Origin of the sequence: uncultured Jannaschia sp. (assembly GCF_947494055.1) — a bacterium.
Taxonomy (GTDB): Bacteria; Pseudomonadota; Alphaproteobacteria; order Rhodobacterales; family Rhodobacteraceae; genus Jannaschia.
On the sequence record NZ_CANLTR010000005.1, the window covers coordinates 132,786 to 146,591 of the forward strand.

15 protein-coding genes are annotated in these 13,806 nt (G+C 67.7%); 10 read left to right on the top strand and 5 right to left on the bottom strand.

The features are described 5' to 3' along the window. Positions 1-70: 70 nt before the first annotated feature. The 10 genes from Q1A87_RS07080 (at position 71) to Q1A87_RS07125 (ending at position 7,689) form a co-directional block, all read left to right on the top strand. Complete coding sequence (locus Q1A87_RS07080) at positions 71-1,231, top strand: Gfo/Idh/MocA family oxidoreductase (protein WP_299648868.1); 1,161 nt, start codon at positions 71-73, stop codon at positions 1,229-1,231. Beyond that, positions 1,228-2,373 carry a dihydrodipicolinate synthase family protein gene (locus Q1A87_RS07085; protein ID WP_299648871.1) on the top strand — a complete coding sequence of 382 codons (1,146 nt, stop codon included), beginning with the start codon at positions 1,228-1,230 and terminating at the stop codon, positions 2,371-2,373. Before Q1A87_RS07080 ends, Q1A87_RS07085 begins: the two co-directional genes overlap by 4 nt. Further along, positions 2,370-3,197 (top strand): sugar phosphate isomerase/epimerase family protein, encoded by an 828-nt coding sequence (locus tag Q1A87_RS07090; RefSeq protein WP_299648874.1) that lies wholly within the window; start codon positions 2,370-2,372, stop codon positions 3,195-3,197. Before Q1A87_RS07085 ends, Q1A87_RS07090 begins: the two co-directional genes overlap by 4 nt. 81 nt (positions 3,198-3,278) lie before the next feature. After that, positions 3,279-3,926, top strand: coding sequence for a TetR family transcriptional regulator (locus Q1A87_RS07095; RefSeq protein ID WP_299648877.1), 648 nt, complete (start codon positions 3,279-3,281; stop codon positions 3,924-3,926). A 94-nt stretch (positions 3,927-4,020) separates the two neighbouring features. Then, complete coding sequence (locus tag Q1A87_RS07100; RefSeq protein ID WP_299648880.1) at positions 4,021-4,635, top strand: ribonuclease D; 615 nt, start codon at positions 4,021-4,023, stop codon at positions 4,633-4,635. 13 nt (positions 4,636-4,648) lie between these two features. Then, a complete protein-coding gene (gene lptC / locus Q1A87_RS07105; RefSeq protein ID WP_299648883.1) occupies positions 4,649-5,263 on the top strand; it encodes an LPS export ABC transporter periplasmic protein LptC in 615 nt (204 codons plus the stop codon). A 13-nt stretch (positions 5,264-5,276) separates the two neighbouring features. After that, positions 5,277-5,753: a lipopolysaccharide transport periplasmic protein LptA gene (gene lptA / locus Q1A87_RS07110; RefSeq protein WP_299648886.1), complete on the top strand. Its 477-nt coding sequence runs from the start codon at positions 5,277-5,279 to the stop codon at positions 5,751-5,753. Further along, entirely contained in the window at positions 5,750-6,496 is a 747-nt protein-coding gene (lptB, locus tag Q1A87_RS07115; RefSeq protein ID WP_299648889.1) for an LPS export ABC transporter ATP-binding protein, read from the top strand. The genes lptA and lptB overlap by 4 nt, the downstream gene beginning before the upstream one ends. Positions 6,497-6,609: 113 nt before the next feature. Further along, a complete protein-coding gene (gene raiA / locus Q1A87_RS07120; protein WP_299648892.1) occupies positions 6,610-7,188 on the top strand; it encodes a ribosome-associated translation inhibitor RaiA in 579 nt (192 codons plus the stop codon). Between the two features lie 36 nt (positions 7,189-7,224). Beyond that, the gene (locus Q1A87_RS07125) at positions 7,225-7,689 is read left to right on the top strand and encodes a PTS sugar transporter subunit IIA (protein ID WP_299648895.1); all 465 of its coding nucleotides are present in this window, start codon (positions 7,225-7,227) and stop codon (positions 7,687-7,689) included. 7 nt (positions 7,690-7,696) lie between these two features. On the opposite strand, the gene Q1A87_RS07130 is transcribed toward Q1A87_RS07125, so the two are convergent. The 5 genes from Q1A87_RS07130 to galU all read right to left on the bottom strand — a co-directional run bounded on the left by Q1A87_RS07130 (position 7,697) and on the right by galU (position 13,796). After that, a complete protein-coding gene (locus tag Q1A87_RS07130) occupies positions 7,697-9,070 on the bottom strand; it encodes a nodulation protein NodH (RefSeq protein ID WP_299648898.1) in 1,374 nt (457 codons plus the stop codon). After that, the gene (locus Q1A87_RS07135; RefSeq protein WP_299648901.1) at positions 9,067-10,746 is read right to left on the bottom strand and encodes a beta-1,6-N-acetylglucosaminyltransferase; all 1,680 of its coding nucleotides are present in this window, start codon (positions 10,744-10,746) and stop codon (positions 9,067-9,069) included. Before Q1A87_RS07135 ends, Q1A87_RS07130 begins: the two co-directional genes overlap by 4 nt. Further along, on the bottom strand, positions 10,743-11,753 hold the full coding sequence (locus tag Q1A87_RS07140; RefSeq protein WP_299648904.1) for a glycosyltransferase family 2 protein: 1,011 nt from the start codon (positions 11,751-11,753) through the stop codon (positions 10,743-10,745). The genes Q1A87_RS07135 and Q1A87_RS07140 overlap by 4 nt, the downstream gene beginning before the upstream one ends. Before the next feature lie 133 nt (positions 11,754-11,886). Then, positions 11,887-12,903: a glycosyltransferase family 2 protein gene (locus Q1A87_RS07145; protein WP_299648907.1), complete on the bottom strand. Its 1,017-nt coding sequence runs from the start codon at positions 12,901-12,903 to the stop codon at positions 11,887-11,889. 5 nt (positions 12,904-12,908) lie between these two features. Continuing rightward, a complete protein-coding gene (gene galU, locus Q1A87_RS07150; protein ID WP_299648910.1) occupies positions 12,909-13,796 on the bottom strand; it encodes a UTP--glucose-1-phosphate uridylyltransferase GalU in 888 nt (295 codons plus the stop codon). Positions 13,797-13,806 lie beyond the last annotated feature (10 nt).

The window sequence follows — 13,806 nt, forward strand, 5'->3', positions numbered from 1 at the left end:
GGCGTTGACAGGATCCGCCGAATTAACTACCGGATGGTAGCTTACGGAACCGTATTCGAGGAGAAACAGAGTGAGACAGGAACGCATCGGGATCATCATGCATGGCGTGACCGGGCGGATGGGGATGAACCAGCACCTCATCCGCTCGGTCCTCGCCATCCGCGATCAGGGCGGTGTGGTCCTCTCCGACGGCACGCGGCTCGTCCCGGACCCGATCATTGTGGGCCGCAACGCCGACAAGATCGAGGCGCTGGCCAAGGCGCATGGCGTGGAGCGGTTCACCACCGATCTCGACGGCGCACTCGCCAATGCGGACGATACGATCTTCTTCGACGCGGCCAGCACGCAGATGCGGCCGGGGCTCCTGCGTCAAGCGATCGACGCGGGGAAGCACGTCTATTCTGAGAAGCCGGTGAGCGAGAGCCTCGAGGATGCCGTCGCCATCGCCCGGCACGCCAAGGCCAAGGGCGTGAAGAACGGCATCGTCCACGACAAGCTGGACCTGCCCGGCCTGATCAAGCTGAAGCGTCTGCGCGACCTCGGGTTCTTCGGCCGCATCCTGAGCGTGAAGGGCGAATTCGGCTACTGGGTCTTCACCGGCGACGACCTGACCCCGCAGCGGCCGAGCTGGAACTACCGGGCCGAGGACGGGGGCGGCATGGTCAGCGACATGCTCTGCCACTGGCGCTACGTCCTCGACAACGTGATCGCGCCGGTGAAGTCGGTGAGCTGCCACGCCGCCACCCACATCCCCGAACGTCTCGACGAGACGGGCAACAGGTTCCGGGCGACCGCCGACGACGCCGCCTACGCGACCTTCCTGCTCGACGGGTTGGAGGGCGAGATCGTGGCCCATATCAACTCGAGCTGGTGCACCCGCGTGCGCCGCGACGACCTCGTGACCTTCCAGGTCGACGGCACGCACGGCTCCGCCGTCGCGGGCCTGCACAAGTGCCTGAGCCAGCACCGTGTGAACACGCCGAAACCCGTCTGGAACCCCGACCAGCCGCAAGTCCTCGACTTCTTCGACGACTGGGAGGAGGTGCCGGACAACACCGTCTTCGACAACGGCTTCAAGGTTCAGTGGGAGCAGTTCCTGCGCCACGTCGCGGACGACGCGCCGTTCTCCTACACGCTCGAGGAGGGCGCGAAGGGCGTACAGCTCGCGCAGGCCGGCTACCAGAGCTCCAAGGAGCGGCGGTGGGTCGATCTCGAGGATCTGGGCATATGAGCGCGACGCTGAACCTGCCCGGCGGCGCCGTCACGCTGCGCGCCGGGCCCGCGCCGGAGGCGACGGGCGACTGGACGCGCACGGCCTATGCCGCCGCGCATGTCGTCGCAGATCCGCTGGCCGACATCGATCCCTGGCTCGACGTGGCCGTGGACTGGGACCGCACCCTCGCCTTCCGCGAGCATCTCTGGAGCCTCGGCTTCGGCGTGGCCGAGGCGATGGATACGGCGCAGCGCGGCATGGGGCTGGACTGGCCGACCTCGCTGGAGCTGATCCGCCGCTCGACGGAGATGGCGCGCGCCGGCGGGCACCTGATCGCGAGCGGGGCCGGAACCGATCACCTGACGCCCGGGCCGGACGTGACGGTCGACGACGTTATCCGCGCCTACGAGGAGCAGTGCGAGGCGGTCGAAGCCACCGGCAGCCGCGTGATCCTGATGGCGAGCCGCGCGCTCGCCCGCGCCGCCACCGGGCCGGAGGATTACGCCCGCGTCTACGGCCGGGTTCTGTCGGGCCTGCAGCAGCCGGCGATCCTGCACTGGCTGGGCGAGATGTTCGACCCAGCGCTCGAGGGTTACTGGGGCTCCGGCGACCACATGGAAGCGATGGACACCGCCGTCTCGGTGATCTCGGAGAACGCGGCCAAGGTCGACGGGATCAAGATCAGCCTGCTGTCGGCTGAGAAGGAAATCGACATGCGGCGGCGCCTGCCCGACGGCGTGCTGATGTATACGGGCGACGATTTCAACTATCCGGACCTGATCGCCGGCGACGCGGAAGGCCATTCCCACGCATTGCTGGGCATCTTCGACCCGATCGCCGGCGCGGCCTCCCGGGCGCTGTCGCAACTCGCGGCGGGCGACACGGATGCCTACCACGAGACCTTCGCGCCGACCGTCCCGCTCTCGCGGCACATCTTCAAGGCGCCGACGCGGTTCTACAAGACGGGCGTCGTGTTCCTGGCCTACCTCAGCGGACATCAGGACCATTTCACCATGATCGGCGGGCAGGAGAGCACACGCTCCACCCTGCATCTCGCGGAGATCGTGCGGCTGGCCAACGCGGCGGGGCTCTTCACCGATCCCGCCCGCGCCGCGGCACGGGCGCGCATCGTCCTGTCGGCCCGGGGGATGGACGCATGAGTGGGCTCGGGCCCGAGCGGCTGTCACTCAATACGGCAACGGTGCGGGAGCAGTGGAGCCTCGCCGAATGTATCGAGGGCTGTGCCCGGCACGGGTTCGGCGGCATCTCCCCCTGGCGGGACAAGCTGCACGAGATGGGTTTAGAGGCTGCCGCAAAGGCGATCCGCGATGCCGGGCTGCGCGTTTCGGGCCTTTGCCGTGGCGGCTGGTTCACCGAGAGCGGGTCGCTCGACGCCGCGGTGATCGACGACAATCGGCGCGCGGTGGACGAGGCAGCGACGCTCGGCGCGGACTGCCTCGTTATGGTCGTGGGCGGGCTGGCGAAGGGCAGCCGAGACCTGCCCGCCGCATGGTCGCTCGTCGAGGAGGGGTTGGCCCGGACGCTCGAGCACGCGCGCGACGCGGGCGTGCGGATCGCGATCGAGCCGCTGCATCCGATGTATGCCGCCGACCGCGCCTGCGTGAACACGATGGGCCACGCGCTCGACATCTGCGACCGGCTGGGTGACGGGATCGGCTGCGCCGTGGACGTCTACCACGTCTGGTGGGACCCGGAGCTCGAGGCGCAGCTGGAGCGCGCGGGCCGCAACCGGATCATGGCGTTCCATATCTGCGACTGGCTCGTGCCGACGCGGGATCTGCTGACGGATCGGGGCATGATGGGCGACGGGGTGATCGACATTCCCCGCCTGCGCGGGCTGGCGGAGGCCAATGGCTTCGACGGGCTGAACGAGGTGGAGATCTTCTCCGCGCTGGACTGGTGGACGCGCGACCCCGACGAGGTGCTCGCCGAGATCGTGGAACGCGGGCGCTCGGCCTGCTGACGGGCCCGGCGCAGCGAAACTGGCGTATCGCGGGCTGAAATGCGATAGGCCCGGATGCGGCGCAACGGGACGAGAGGGTCGATGACGATCGAGGCGGGACCAATCCGGAAGGGCAGGAAGCGCAACCCCGAGGTCACGCGTGCCGCGATCCTCAAGGCCGCACTCGAGGAGTTCGGCGAGGTCGGCCATTCCGGGGCCCGCGTCGACCGCATCTCCGAGCGGGCGGGCGTCAGCAAGCCGATGATCTACGACTATTTCGGCGACAAGGACGCGATCTACGCCGCCGCCCTGCGCGAGGCCTACGTTCAGATCCGGGAGGGGGAAGCCGCGCTCGAACTCGACATGCTGGATCCGGAGGCGGCGATCCGGACGCTTGTACGCTTCACGATGAACCACTTCCGGGAGAAGCCGTGGTTCATCCGCATGCTCAACACCGAGAACCTGCGTGGCGGCGAGACGATCCGGAACATGGAGGACAGGGTCGAGATCCAGTCCGTCCTCCTGACGCGGCTTCGCGCGATCCTGCGGCACGGGGCGGAACGGGGATTGTTCCGCGAGGATGTCGATCCGGTCGAACTCTACATCTTCGTCGCGTCGCTGTGCTACTTCCCGATCTCGAACATCCATACGCTCAGCACCGTGTTCGAGGTGCCGATCTCACCTGGTTGGCTCGAGAGCCACGCGGACCGGGCGAGCGACATGATCGTGGCCTACCTGTCGGTCACGTGATGGATCATCGTTTGCCTTCACGGGATCGCGCGGTCTAAACGCCGGGCACCCGGCCCCTCGGCCGACCGACACGCGCGCGCCCCGGAGGTCGAAGATGAGCGTCACCTTGCACCGGAACGACCTGCCCGATGACCTCGATCTCGGGGCCTCCGTCGCCATCGATTGCGAGACGATGGGCCTGAACCCGCATCGCGACCGGCTCTGCCTCGTGCAGCTCTCGGCGGGGGACGGCGACGCGCATCTCGTGCAGATCGGCATTGGCCAGACGTCCGCCCCCAATCTCGAGCGTCTCCTGACCGATACCTCGGTGCTGAAGTTTTTCCATTACGGCCGTTTCGACATCGCCGCGATGTTCCACGCCTTCGGCGCGCTCGCCCAACCGGTCTGGTGCTCCAAGATCGCGAGCCGTCTGGTGCGGACCTATACCGACCGGCACGGATTGAAGGCGCTTCTGAGCGAGTTGCTGGGCGAGGACATCTCCAAGCTGCAGCAGACCTCCGACTGGGGCGCGCCGGATCTGACCGAGGCGCAGCTGGCCTATGCCGCCTCCGACGTGCTCTACCTCCACCGTCTGAAGGTGGAGCTCGACGCACGGCTGGAACGCGAAGGGCGCATTGAGATTGCGCAGGCCTGCTTCGATTTCCTGCCGACGCGGGCGAAGCTCGACCTGATCGGCTATCCGGAGACGGACATCTTCGCCCATTCGTGACAGGAGGGCCGGAATGGCCCGGATCCCGCATCGCGCCGACAACCTGCACAGCCGGATCGTCCGGCTGATCCGCATCCTGCTGCCGATCAGCGCGCTCGCCCTGCTTTCGACGACGTTCCTGCTGGCGCGCCGCGTCAACCCGGAGGACGCGATCCCCATCGCCGAAGTGGACGTCTCGGAGCGCGCGCGCGAGCGGCAGCTTACCATGCCGCGTTTCACCGGGGTCAGCCGGGAGGGAACGAGCTTCGATCTCTCCGCCCGGGTGGCCCGGCCAGATGCAGGAGATCCCCGGCGGATGAGCGCCGACGCCATGGAGCTCGTCCTGTCGGACCCGGCGGGCGGTCGGGCGCAGGTCCGGTCGGATCACGGGCATGTCGATACCGCCACGCGGCAAGTCGAGCTCGACGGCGCCGTCCGCATCGAAACCTCGACCGGCTACCGCATGGATACCGACCGGATCGAGGGCACGCTCGGCCGGCTCGACGTGGTCGCGCCGGGTGAGGTGACCGGCGACGGCCCGCTCGGCACGTTTCGCGCCGGCGCGCTCCGCATCGACGAGGACGCGACGGGCGCGGTACGCATGGTCTTCACCGATGGCGTGAACCTGCTATACCGCCCTCCAACCTGATCGGACCCGCCGCATGCTCCTCCGCGCCCTCGCCTTCGTCCTCCTCGCCTTGCCGGCCGTCGCGCAGGAGACGGCCGTGGGTTTCGGCCGCGGGGAGTTCGACCGCTCCGCGCCGGTGGACGTGGCGGCCGACAACCTCGAGGTGGATCAGGCTTCCGGCCGCGCGGTGCTTCAGGGCAACGTCGTCATCGCGCAGGGCGAGCTTCGCCTCACCGCCGACACCGTCACCGTCGACTACGCAACCGACGAAGCCGGAGACCGCCGGATCGACCGCCTGAACGCCTCGGGCGACGTGCTGATCGTCGCGGGCGAGGACGCCGCCGAGGGGCAAGAGGCCGTCTACACGCTGGGGACCTCCGAGATCCTGTTGACGGGCGACGTGCTGGTCACGCAGGCCGGCAACACGCTCGCGGGCGACCGGCTGGCCATAAACCTCGCATCGGGGGCCGGAACGGTCACGGGACGGGTACGGACGACGCTGCAGCCGTGACGCTCTCGGTGACCGAGGGCGACGGCGGGCTGTCGATCCGCAACCTGCGGAAATCCTACCGCAAGCGTCCGGTGATCCGCGACGTCTCGATGGATCTGGCGCGCGGCGAGGTCGTCGCCCTTCTCGGGCCGAACGGATCGGGGAAGACGACGACGTTCTACTGCATCGCCGGGCTGGTCACGCCGGACGAAGGCCGCGTCACGCTCGACGGGCAGGACGTGACCTGGCTGCCGATGTATCGCCGCGCCAAGGCGGGGATCGGCTACCTGCCACAGGAGATGTCGATCTTCCGCGGCCTGACCGTCGAGCAGAACATCATGGCGATCCTCGAGATCTCCGAGCCGAGGCGCCACCGGCGGCGCGAGCGGCTGGAGACGCTACTGGCCGAGTTCCATATCGGCCATCTGCGCCGGGCCTCGGCCCTCGCCTTGTCGGGGGGCGAGCGGCGGCGGGTGGAGATTGCCCGCTGCCTCGCCGCCAACCCCCGCTACCTCCTTCTCGACGAGCCCTTCGCGGGCGTCGACCCGATCGCGGTCGGCGACATCCGATCGCTGGTCGTGGATCTCCGCTCGCGGGGCATCGGCGTGCTCATCACCGACCACAACGTGCGCGAGACGCTGCAGATCGTCGATCGCGCCTACATCCTTCACGACGGCGGCGTGCTGATGTCGGGCTCCCCCGAGGAGGTCGTGGCCAACGATGACGTGCGGCGCGTCTATCTCGGCGAAACGTTCTCGCGCTGACCGGCGTTCATCCGTGCCGGGTCTCCACCATTGACTCAAGGCGACGTTACATCGCCTCATGGGAGGTCCGAGCAGACCCGCGGGGTCGTCGTCCCGTCATTCCAGGAGGAACCATGCGCTATCAGATCACCGGCAAGCAGATCGACATCGGCGAAGCGTTACAGACGCATGTACGGACGGAACTTGAGCAAGTAATCGCAAAGTACTCGCAAAGACCGACCGACGCCCAGGTCGTGTTCTCCAAGTCGGCGCACGAGCATGTCTGCGAGGCGACGGTCCATCTCTCGACCGGCCTGACGTCGACGGCCAAGGCCAAGGCGGTCGAAATCTACGCCGCTTTCGACGCCTGCGCCGAGAAGATGGACAAGCAGCTCCGGCGCTACAAACGCCGCCTGAAGAACCACCATCAGGAGCGGACGACGCCGGTTGAACTTTTCGGTGCGGCCTCGTATATCCTCGCCGCCGAAGCGGGGCAGGACGATGACGAGGAGCCCGAAAGCCTCGCACCGGTGATCGTGGCCGAGATGGAAACGCGGATTCAGTCCCTCTCTGTCGGGGAAGCGGTCATGCAGATGGAGATTGCCGGTGCGCCGGTGCTGGTGTTCAAGAACGAGAAGGGCGGCGGCCTGAACGTGGTCTACCGGCGCGATGATGGAAACGTTGGCTGGATCGACCCTGCCGCAAGCGGCTGAGACCCCCGGAACGGGGCGCGAGCAAGGACAGTGCAGATGCAGGTAAGCGAAATCCTGGCCCCCGGGTCCGTGAAGGTATTGCCGAAGGCCTCGAGCAAGAAGCGCCTGTTCTGCGATCTGGCGGACGTGTCGCGCGAACGGCTCGCCATCGACTATGCCACCGCCTTCTCGGCCCTGCAGGACCGGGAAGCGCTCGGCACGACAGCCGTGGGGCGCGGCGTCGCCCTGCCCCACGCGCGGATCGGCGGGCTCGACAGGGTTCATGGCGTGTTCGTTCGCCTCGAGGTGCCGCTCGATTTCGACGCGACGGACCGCAAGCCGGTGGACCTGATCTTCGCGCTGTTCGCACCCGACGGCGCCGGGGTCGCGCATCTGAAGGCGCTGGCGCTCGTGTCCCGGACGCTCCGCGATCCGGGTCTCTGCGCGAAGCTGCGGGCCAATTCCGACCCGTCGCTGCTCTACACGCTCCTGACCGAGGGCACGGCGTCCGAGGCCGCCTGAGCCGGACTCAGCCCGCAATCCATTTCGGGAAGCCGAAGGCCAGGTAGTCTCGCCGATAGGCCGCGAGGCAGGCCGCCTCGACCTCGTCGTCGACCAGACCGTCGGGAACCGATCCGCCGGCCGCGAACCGCGCGGGTGGCCGACCGACCGACGCGGCAATCGCGTCGAGTTCGGCCTGCGCCGCCTCTTCCCGCAGGATCCGGTGCGGCGGGACGACCTGCGCCATGCCGGCGAGGATGGCGCTCTGGCTGGCCCAGCGCGGCGCCACCGGAAGCACGGATTGCCCGCCCAGATTGGCGGCGAGGAACCGCAGGAAACCGAGGAACGCCGCCCGCAGATCGCCGTCGGGTTCCACGCCGTGCTGATTGACGAGCACGCGCCGGATTCTGTCCGCCTGTGGATCCGTGCCCGTGCGCATTTGCTGAAAGGCATGGCATGCCCGTGCGACCGGATGCCGGACGACGGCCAGGCTCGTGAACCCCGCATGCCGCCGCATCCAGGGCCGCAACGTCTTCTGGGTCATCCCCTCGACCGGTGGCGCGCCGTCCAGCGCGGTGAGCCAGTCGCGCAGCGCGGCGTTCGGCCCACCGGGCACGGGCAGGGCCAGGATCGCGCTCTCGGCGGCGGTCATCATCGTCGGCACGGCGGGACCGCGCGGCGGCTCGGTCTGAACGGGACGCGCGAGCAGGAACGGATCGAGCGTCGCCAGATGCGCGCGCATGATCTCGGGATTGGCGATCTTGTCCTCGATCGGCCCGGGGTTCTGCCGCTTCAAGCGTCCGGGCACCGCATCGAGCCGGTCCGGCACACCGAGCCAGGCCGCGAGTCCGTTCAATACGGCCAAGTCTCCGATCTCCTCGTAGGCGATCCAGTACGCGCTCTGTCCCGTCTCCTGCAGGCGGCGGTGGATCCGCTCGCGGAAGACGCGCTGCCGGGCGACGAGATCGTCGAAGTCCCGGGGATCGAAGATGGCCTCTGCCCGGCGCGCCATCTTCGGATTGGTCAGGCGCCATTGTCCCGTCTTCTCCGCGATGCAGAGCGAGACATAGCTATCGAGCGGATTGCGCGACAGCATGACCTTGGCGATGCGGGTGTCGTCGAGGATCGCGTCGAGGACGCGCGGATCGTGATCGTGGAAGAAGCGGAGCCCGGTCAGACCCTCCGCCGCGATCACCGCGCGCAGCATTGGCATCGGATCCGCCGTTCGGGCGGCGATGTCGATCCCGAACAGCTCGGTCCGGTTCTGCTCGCCGACGAAGACCGGATTGAACACCTCCCCGAAACCCTGCACGCCCGGCAGGGCATTGAGCGAATCCTCGAGCTGGTTCGACCCTGTCCGCATTTCCGCGAAAAGCACGAAGGCGTCGTATCGCGACGTCACGGCGCTTTCCGCCCGGCGTCTGCGAAATCGGGGAACAGGGCGACGTCGCCGATCACCTTGGGCTGCACGCCGCCATTGCGGAGCCGCTGGAGAAAGTCGGTGAACCCCCGCAGGTCGCGCATCTGCGGCAGGTCGGTCAGGCGACGTGGACCGGCCCCGTTGATCTCGTCGACGACGTTCTGCAGCTTCTCGACCGGCTGGGCGACGAAATCCGCAAGCGGCCAGTGATGGATGCGCGCCGCCACGCCGGGATTGCGGAACGTTCGGAGGAAGTCGAGCTCGATCCGCTGCAACCGCGCCACCTCGACCTTGATCTCCTCGATCGGCTGACCGGACAGGAACATCGGGACGGCCCAGGCCCCCGACACGACGACGAGCGTCGCGTTCGGATCGTGAACCAGCAGGCCTGCCACTTCCTGGTTGTCGCGGGGGCCGAAGAAGAAGCTCTGCCGCTGGCCCCGGGTCGACCACAGCAGGTTGGTGAGGAACTGCGTCGGCCGGTAATCCCTCAGGGTCGCCGAATCCGACAGGCAGCCGGCCGCGATCCGCGCCCCATCCGCGAATTCGGCCCGCTCCGGCGCGTAGAGATGCCCGTGGACGGAACCGCCGAGATGCCGGTCGAGCCAGCCGTCGAACTCCTCGTAGAGATCGTCGAGCCCGCAGAACACGTTGTAGCGGGCGCAGGTGAGGACGCTCCCGTGCGGCGCCAGCGGGAAGCGGGCCTGCGAGTAGAGCCCGGCCCGGCCCGAGGCCCGCCGTTCGTTCGCCTTGGAGAAGACGCGGTCGATCCGTCCCGGGTTGGGCTCCGTCCGCTTCGCGACGGGGCGGTTGTCATCGAGGAAGGTCCGGTAGAGCGCATCCGCCCGCGGCCAGACCTTGCGCGCCACGAAGCAGTCCGAGCGTTGCAGCAGCGGGAGGTGGTCGTCGTAGAAGACGTGCGGCTTGCCGTGGATGTCGAACTTCGACAGCGTCAGCGACCGGCTCTCGATCGTCGTGGAATAGCGCCGTGCGAGCGACTGGAAGTAGCTCTCGTCCGGAATCCAGACCCCGGCGAAATAAGCGTCCGTCGCCTTGCGGTCCGGTGCATTCAGGATCGAGTGCAGCGTCCGCCGCGTCAGGCACCACCACTGGCTGCCGAGATGCGGGACGATGCCGTCCGGGATCCGGCGCGTCAGGCCGAGCCGCCGTTGCAGTTTAACACAGGCATTGAACATCCGCCGCTGACGGCGCCACGAAAAGGGGAACCGGAGCGTGAACCGCTCCTCTTCGAGACCGTCAATCGTCCATGTGACGTGATCGGTCGTGACGCTCTCGATGAAGTCGGTTTCCGGGTTCGCGTCGAGATAGGCCACGAGTTCGCCCACCGGACGCAGCGGCAGGCAGGAGCCGGAGGCCAGGAAGACGTGGCGAAGGTCGGGAAAGCCCTCGACAAGACGTTCCGACGCGGCCTGCGTGGCCTGCACGATCGACCAGGTCCCCCATTCGACGCGGGTCCGCGACGCGAAGACGATCCGGGGCTCCGTCCGGAAGCGGTCGCGGAACGCACGGAAACGGCGTGGGGGAACCTTGCCGTCGACATGGATGGCCACCGGGCAACCATGCGACGCGAAGTAGCGCGCGACCTGCTCGGCCCGGTCGAACGCGGTGTGGACCAGCATGACGAAGCCCAGCGTCATGCCCAGTTCCCCTTCGACATCAGCCCCATCAGTTCGAGCTGTTTCCAGTTCACGAACCGCTCGGAGGCGCGGCACCACAGGTCGGTCTCCGCGTCGAGACCCTCGGCATAGGCTTCGTATTCTGCGGCGTTGCGGTAATGCTCCGCCCGGCCCGCCTCTTCCTGAGCCCGGTCGAGGAAGGTGCTGACGAACTTCGCGTGCAGCAGCAATCCGGTCGTCTTCTCCCCCCCGGCCGGATCGTAGGTGAAGTTCAATCCTCGTGGCAGGAGCGCGTGGGTCGAACTGACGTAGACATAATCGCGGTGCCACCGCACCAGCGGAACCTTGTTGAGCGCGGGCGCCTTCCAGGGATCGTTGCCGAAGAAGCGACGCGCCCGCACGCCGCCCTGTATCCACAGGTTCCCGTAGAGCGGGTTGCGCTCGATCATGTAGTTCCCGGCGTCGAACCAACTCGCGATCCCGATCGGATCCTCTCCCTCGCGGTAGGCGCGCCGGCCGATCGGGCCCTTGGGATACATGTCGAGAAGCATCGCGCCAAAGCTGCGCACCTGCCCGGCATCGAGCCAGTCGGTGAGCGCGCGGAGCGGACGGGTGTCGCAGAACGGGTAGACCAGGAACTCGTCGACATCGACGGTCAGGCACCAGTGCCGGTGCGCGTTCTGACGCAGAACCCAGTTCAGCCAGTCCACCCCGTAGGCAGAACCAGCATAGCTGGCCTTCGTCGTCCAGAGCGAGACGTCCGGCTGCGCTTGGAGGTAGTCCGGCGTCCCGTCCTGACTGTCGTTATCGATGATGAGAAAATGCTCCGCGCCCAGGCGCCGATAATAGTCGAGAAAGTAGGGTAGTCGCATGCGTTCGTTGCGCATCGTGGAGGCCACGAGGATCGCGCCGGGCGCGATCGTGCGCGTGCGGTCGCGGACCGTCGTCAGCTGCCGTTGGCGCCGGAGCGCGCGCAGACGCCAATACCTGCGGCGCAAGCGCATCCGGTAGGACGAGATCAGTCCCATTGCCCTGGCCGTGCCGAACCCGTCATGCCGCCCCTTGCCGTCACGACGGATCTTTGACCATTCTTATGACGTTGCGTGAAGCACGATCCGCGTCGACACCGGGCGATGCACCCATTTCGCAACGGTCCGGTCCTCATTCCCAACCGCCGCGCGACAACAGCCCCAGCGCCTCGAGCTGCTGCCACCCCTCGTAGCGTGTGGAGGCCCGGCACCAGAGCGTCGGTCCGTCGCGCAGAGCGTGGTAGTAGTCGTCGTAGAGGTCGGCGCCTGTCCGCATCTGCCGACGCGTGAGCTCCTCGACGGAACGGTCGCCGATATCGGGCGAGAACTTGCTGTGGAGCAGCACTCCGGTCGGAGCCTCGCCGCCATCCACGGCATAGGCCTGATTCAGACGCGATGGCAGGAGCGCGTGCGTCGAGGCGATGTAGGCGTAGCGCCGGTTCCAGCGGACGAGCGGCACCTTGGACAGCGTGGGGGCCCGACGCGGCGTGTCCGCGAAGAACGCCCGCGCGCGCGGTCCGCCCTGAATGCGGAGATCCCGACGGTCCGGGTGGCGCGTCATGACGTAGTTCCCGGCATCGAACCAGATGAGGTGATCGAGCGGGTCCGCGCCCTGCATCGGCGCGTTCACGGACCCGCGCGGATAGAGGTCGAGCATCAACGCGCCCATCGCGGGACGGCCGGTGAGGTCCAGCCAGTCGGTCAGGGCGCGGAGGTCGCGGCAAGTATGGTGCGCGTAGACCAGCCTCTCGTCGGCATCGAGCGTCAGACACCAATGGCCGTGTCCGTAGCGCGCCAGCAGGCAGGTCAGCCAGTCGACGCCGAACCGCGCACCGCGATAGGTGTCCGCCGTCGTCCAGAGCGACACGTCCGACTGATCCGCGAGAAAGGCGGCACCACCATCGTCGCTGGCATTGTCGACGATCAGGAAGTGCTCGACGCCCAGAGCACGGTGATGCGCAAGAAATCCCGGCAGGCGCGCAAGCTCGTTGCGGGTCACCGCGAAGGCGAGGATCGCGCCCGCGGCGATCCCGCCCGTCCGGTCGGAACGGGGGACGAGGCGCGTGCAACGTGCAAAGGATCGGGCCAGAAGGTACCGCCGACGCCAGCGCAGCCTGTAAGCCGCCCAGAGCGCCGCGGCGCCAGCCATTCCTGTCAGTCTTGTTCCCTGCTCAGGTTCAGCGCGGCGATGAACTCGCCCAGCTCCTCGCGCAGATCGTCCCGCGCAAGGCCGAAGGCCACGGTCGCTTGGAGGAACCCGGCCTTGGAGCCGCAATCGTAGCGCTGACCCTCGAAGCGGTAGGCATGAACCCCCTCGCCGTCGATCTCGCGGGCGATCGCGTCGGTCAACTGGATCTCGCCCCCGGCCCCGGCCCCGAGGCCGGACAGGCTGTTCATGATGTTCGGGCTCAGGATGTAGCGACCGATCACGGCGAGGTTCGACGGCGCATCCTCGCTCTTCGGCTTCTCGACCATGCCGCGGACCTTCATCGCCTGGCTCGTCGTGTCCTCGACCTCGAGGATGCCATAGGACGACGTCTCCTCCGGGCGGACCTCCATCGCGGCGACCATGCTGCCACCCGTCTCGGCATGCGCCTCCATCATCTGGGCGAGGCAGGGCTTGTCCGACATGATCACGTCGTCGGGCAGGATGACGGCGAAACATTCGTCGTGGATCAGGCGACGGGCGCAGGCCACCGCGTGCCCGAGCCCCTTCGCGCCGGCCTGCCGGACATAGGCGATCTGCCCGCTCTCCATGTTCGTCGCGTGCAGCACTTCGAGCAGATCCGTCTTGTTCTTCCGCTTCAGCTCGGCCTCGAGAACGGGGCTGTCGTCGAAATAGTCGCTGAGCGCGGACTTGCCGCGCGAGGTCACGAAGATGAATTCCTCGATCCCGGCATCGCGCGCCTCGTCGATGGCGTACTGGATGAGCGGCCGGTCCACGAGGGTCATGATCTCCTTCGGGATCGACTTGGTCGCGGGTAGGAAACGGGTGCCGAGACCGGCCACGGGGAAGATGGCCTTCGTCACTTTTCTGGTCATGAGAGATCTA

What these genes read in the sequence shown, in the direction of transcription:
- Q1A87_RS07145 (WP_299648907.1), bottom strand. Translation starts at nt 12,903, where the DNA reads ATGGCTGGCGCCGCGGCGCTCTGGGCGGCTTACAGGCTGCGCTGGCGT.
- Q1A87_RS07090 (WP_299648874.1), top strand. Translation starts at nt 2,370, where the DNA reads ATGAGTGGGCTCGGGCCCGAGCGGCTGTCACTCAATACGGCAACGGTG.
- galU (WP_299648910.1), bottom strand. Translation starts at nt 13,796, where the DNA reads ATGACCAGAAAAGTGACGAAGGCCATCTTCCCCGTGGCCGGTCTCGGC.
- Q1A87_RS07085 (WP_299648871.1), top strand. Translation starts at nt 1,228, where the DNA reads ATGAGCGCGACGCTGAACCTGCCCGGCGGCGCCGTCACGCTGCGCGCC.
- lptC (WP_299648883.1), top strand. Translation starts at nt 4,649, where the DNA reads ATGGCCCGGATCCCGCATCGCGCCGACAACCTGCACAGCCGGATCGTC.
- Q1A87_RS07100 (WP_299648880.1), top strand. Translation starts at nt 4,021, where the DNA reads ATGAGCGTCACCTTGCACCGGAACGACCTGCCCGATGACCTCGATCTC.
- raiA (WP_299648892.1), top strand. Translation starts at nt 6,610, where the DNA reads ATGCGCTATCAGATCACCGGCAAGCAGATCGACATCGGCGAAGCGTTA.
- Q1A87_RS07125 (WP_299648895.1), top strand. Translation starts at nt 7,225, where the DNA reads ATGCAGGTAAGCGAAATCCTGGCCCCCGGGTCCGTGAAGGTATTGCCG.
- Q1A87_RS07140 (WP_299648904.1), bottom strand. Translation starts at nt 11,753, where the DNA reads ATGGGACTGATCTCGTCCTACCGGATGCGCTTGCGCCGCAGGTATTGG.
- Q1A87_RS07135 (WP_299648901.1), bottom strand. Translation starts at nt 10,746, where the DNA reads ATGACGCTGGGCTTCGTCATGCTGGTCCACACCGCGTTCGACCGGGCC.
- lptA (WP_299648886.1), top strand. Translation starts at nt 5,277, where the DNA reads ATGCTCCTCCGCGCCCTCGCCTTCGTCCTCCTCGCCTTGCCGGCCGTC.
- Q1A87_RS07095 (WP_299648877.1), top strand. Translation starts at nt 3,279, where the DNA reads ATGACGATCGAGGCGGGACCAATCCGGAAGGGCAGGAAGCGCAACCCC.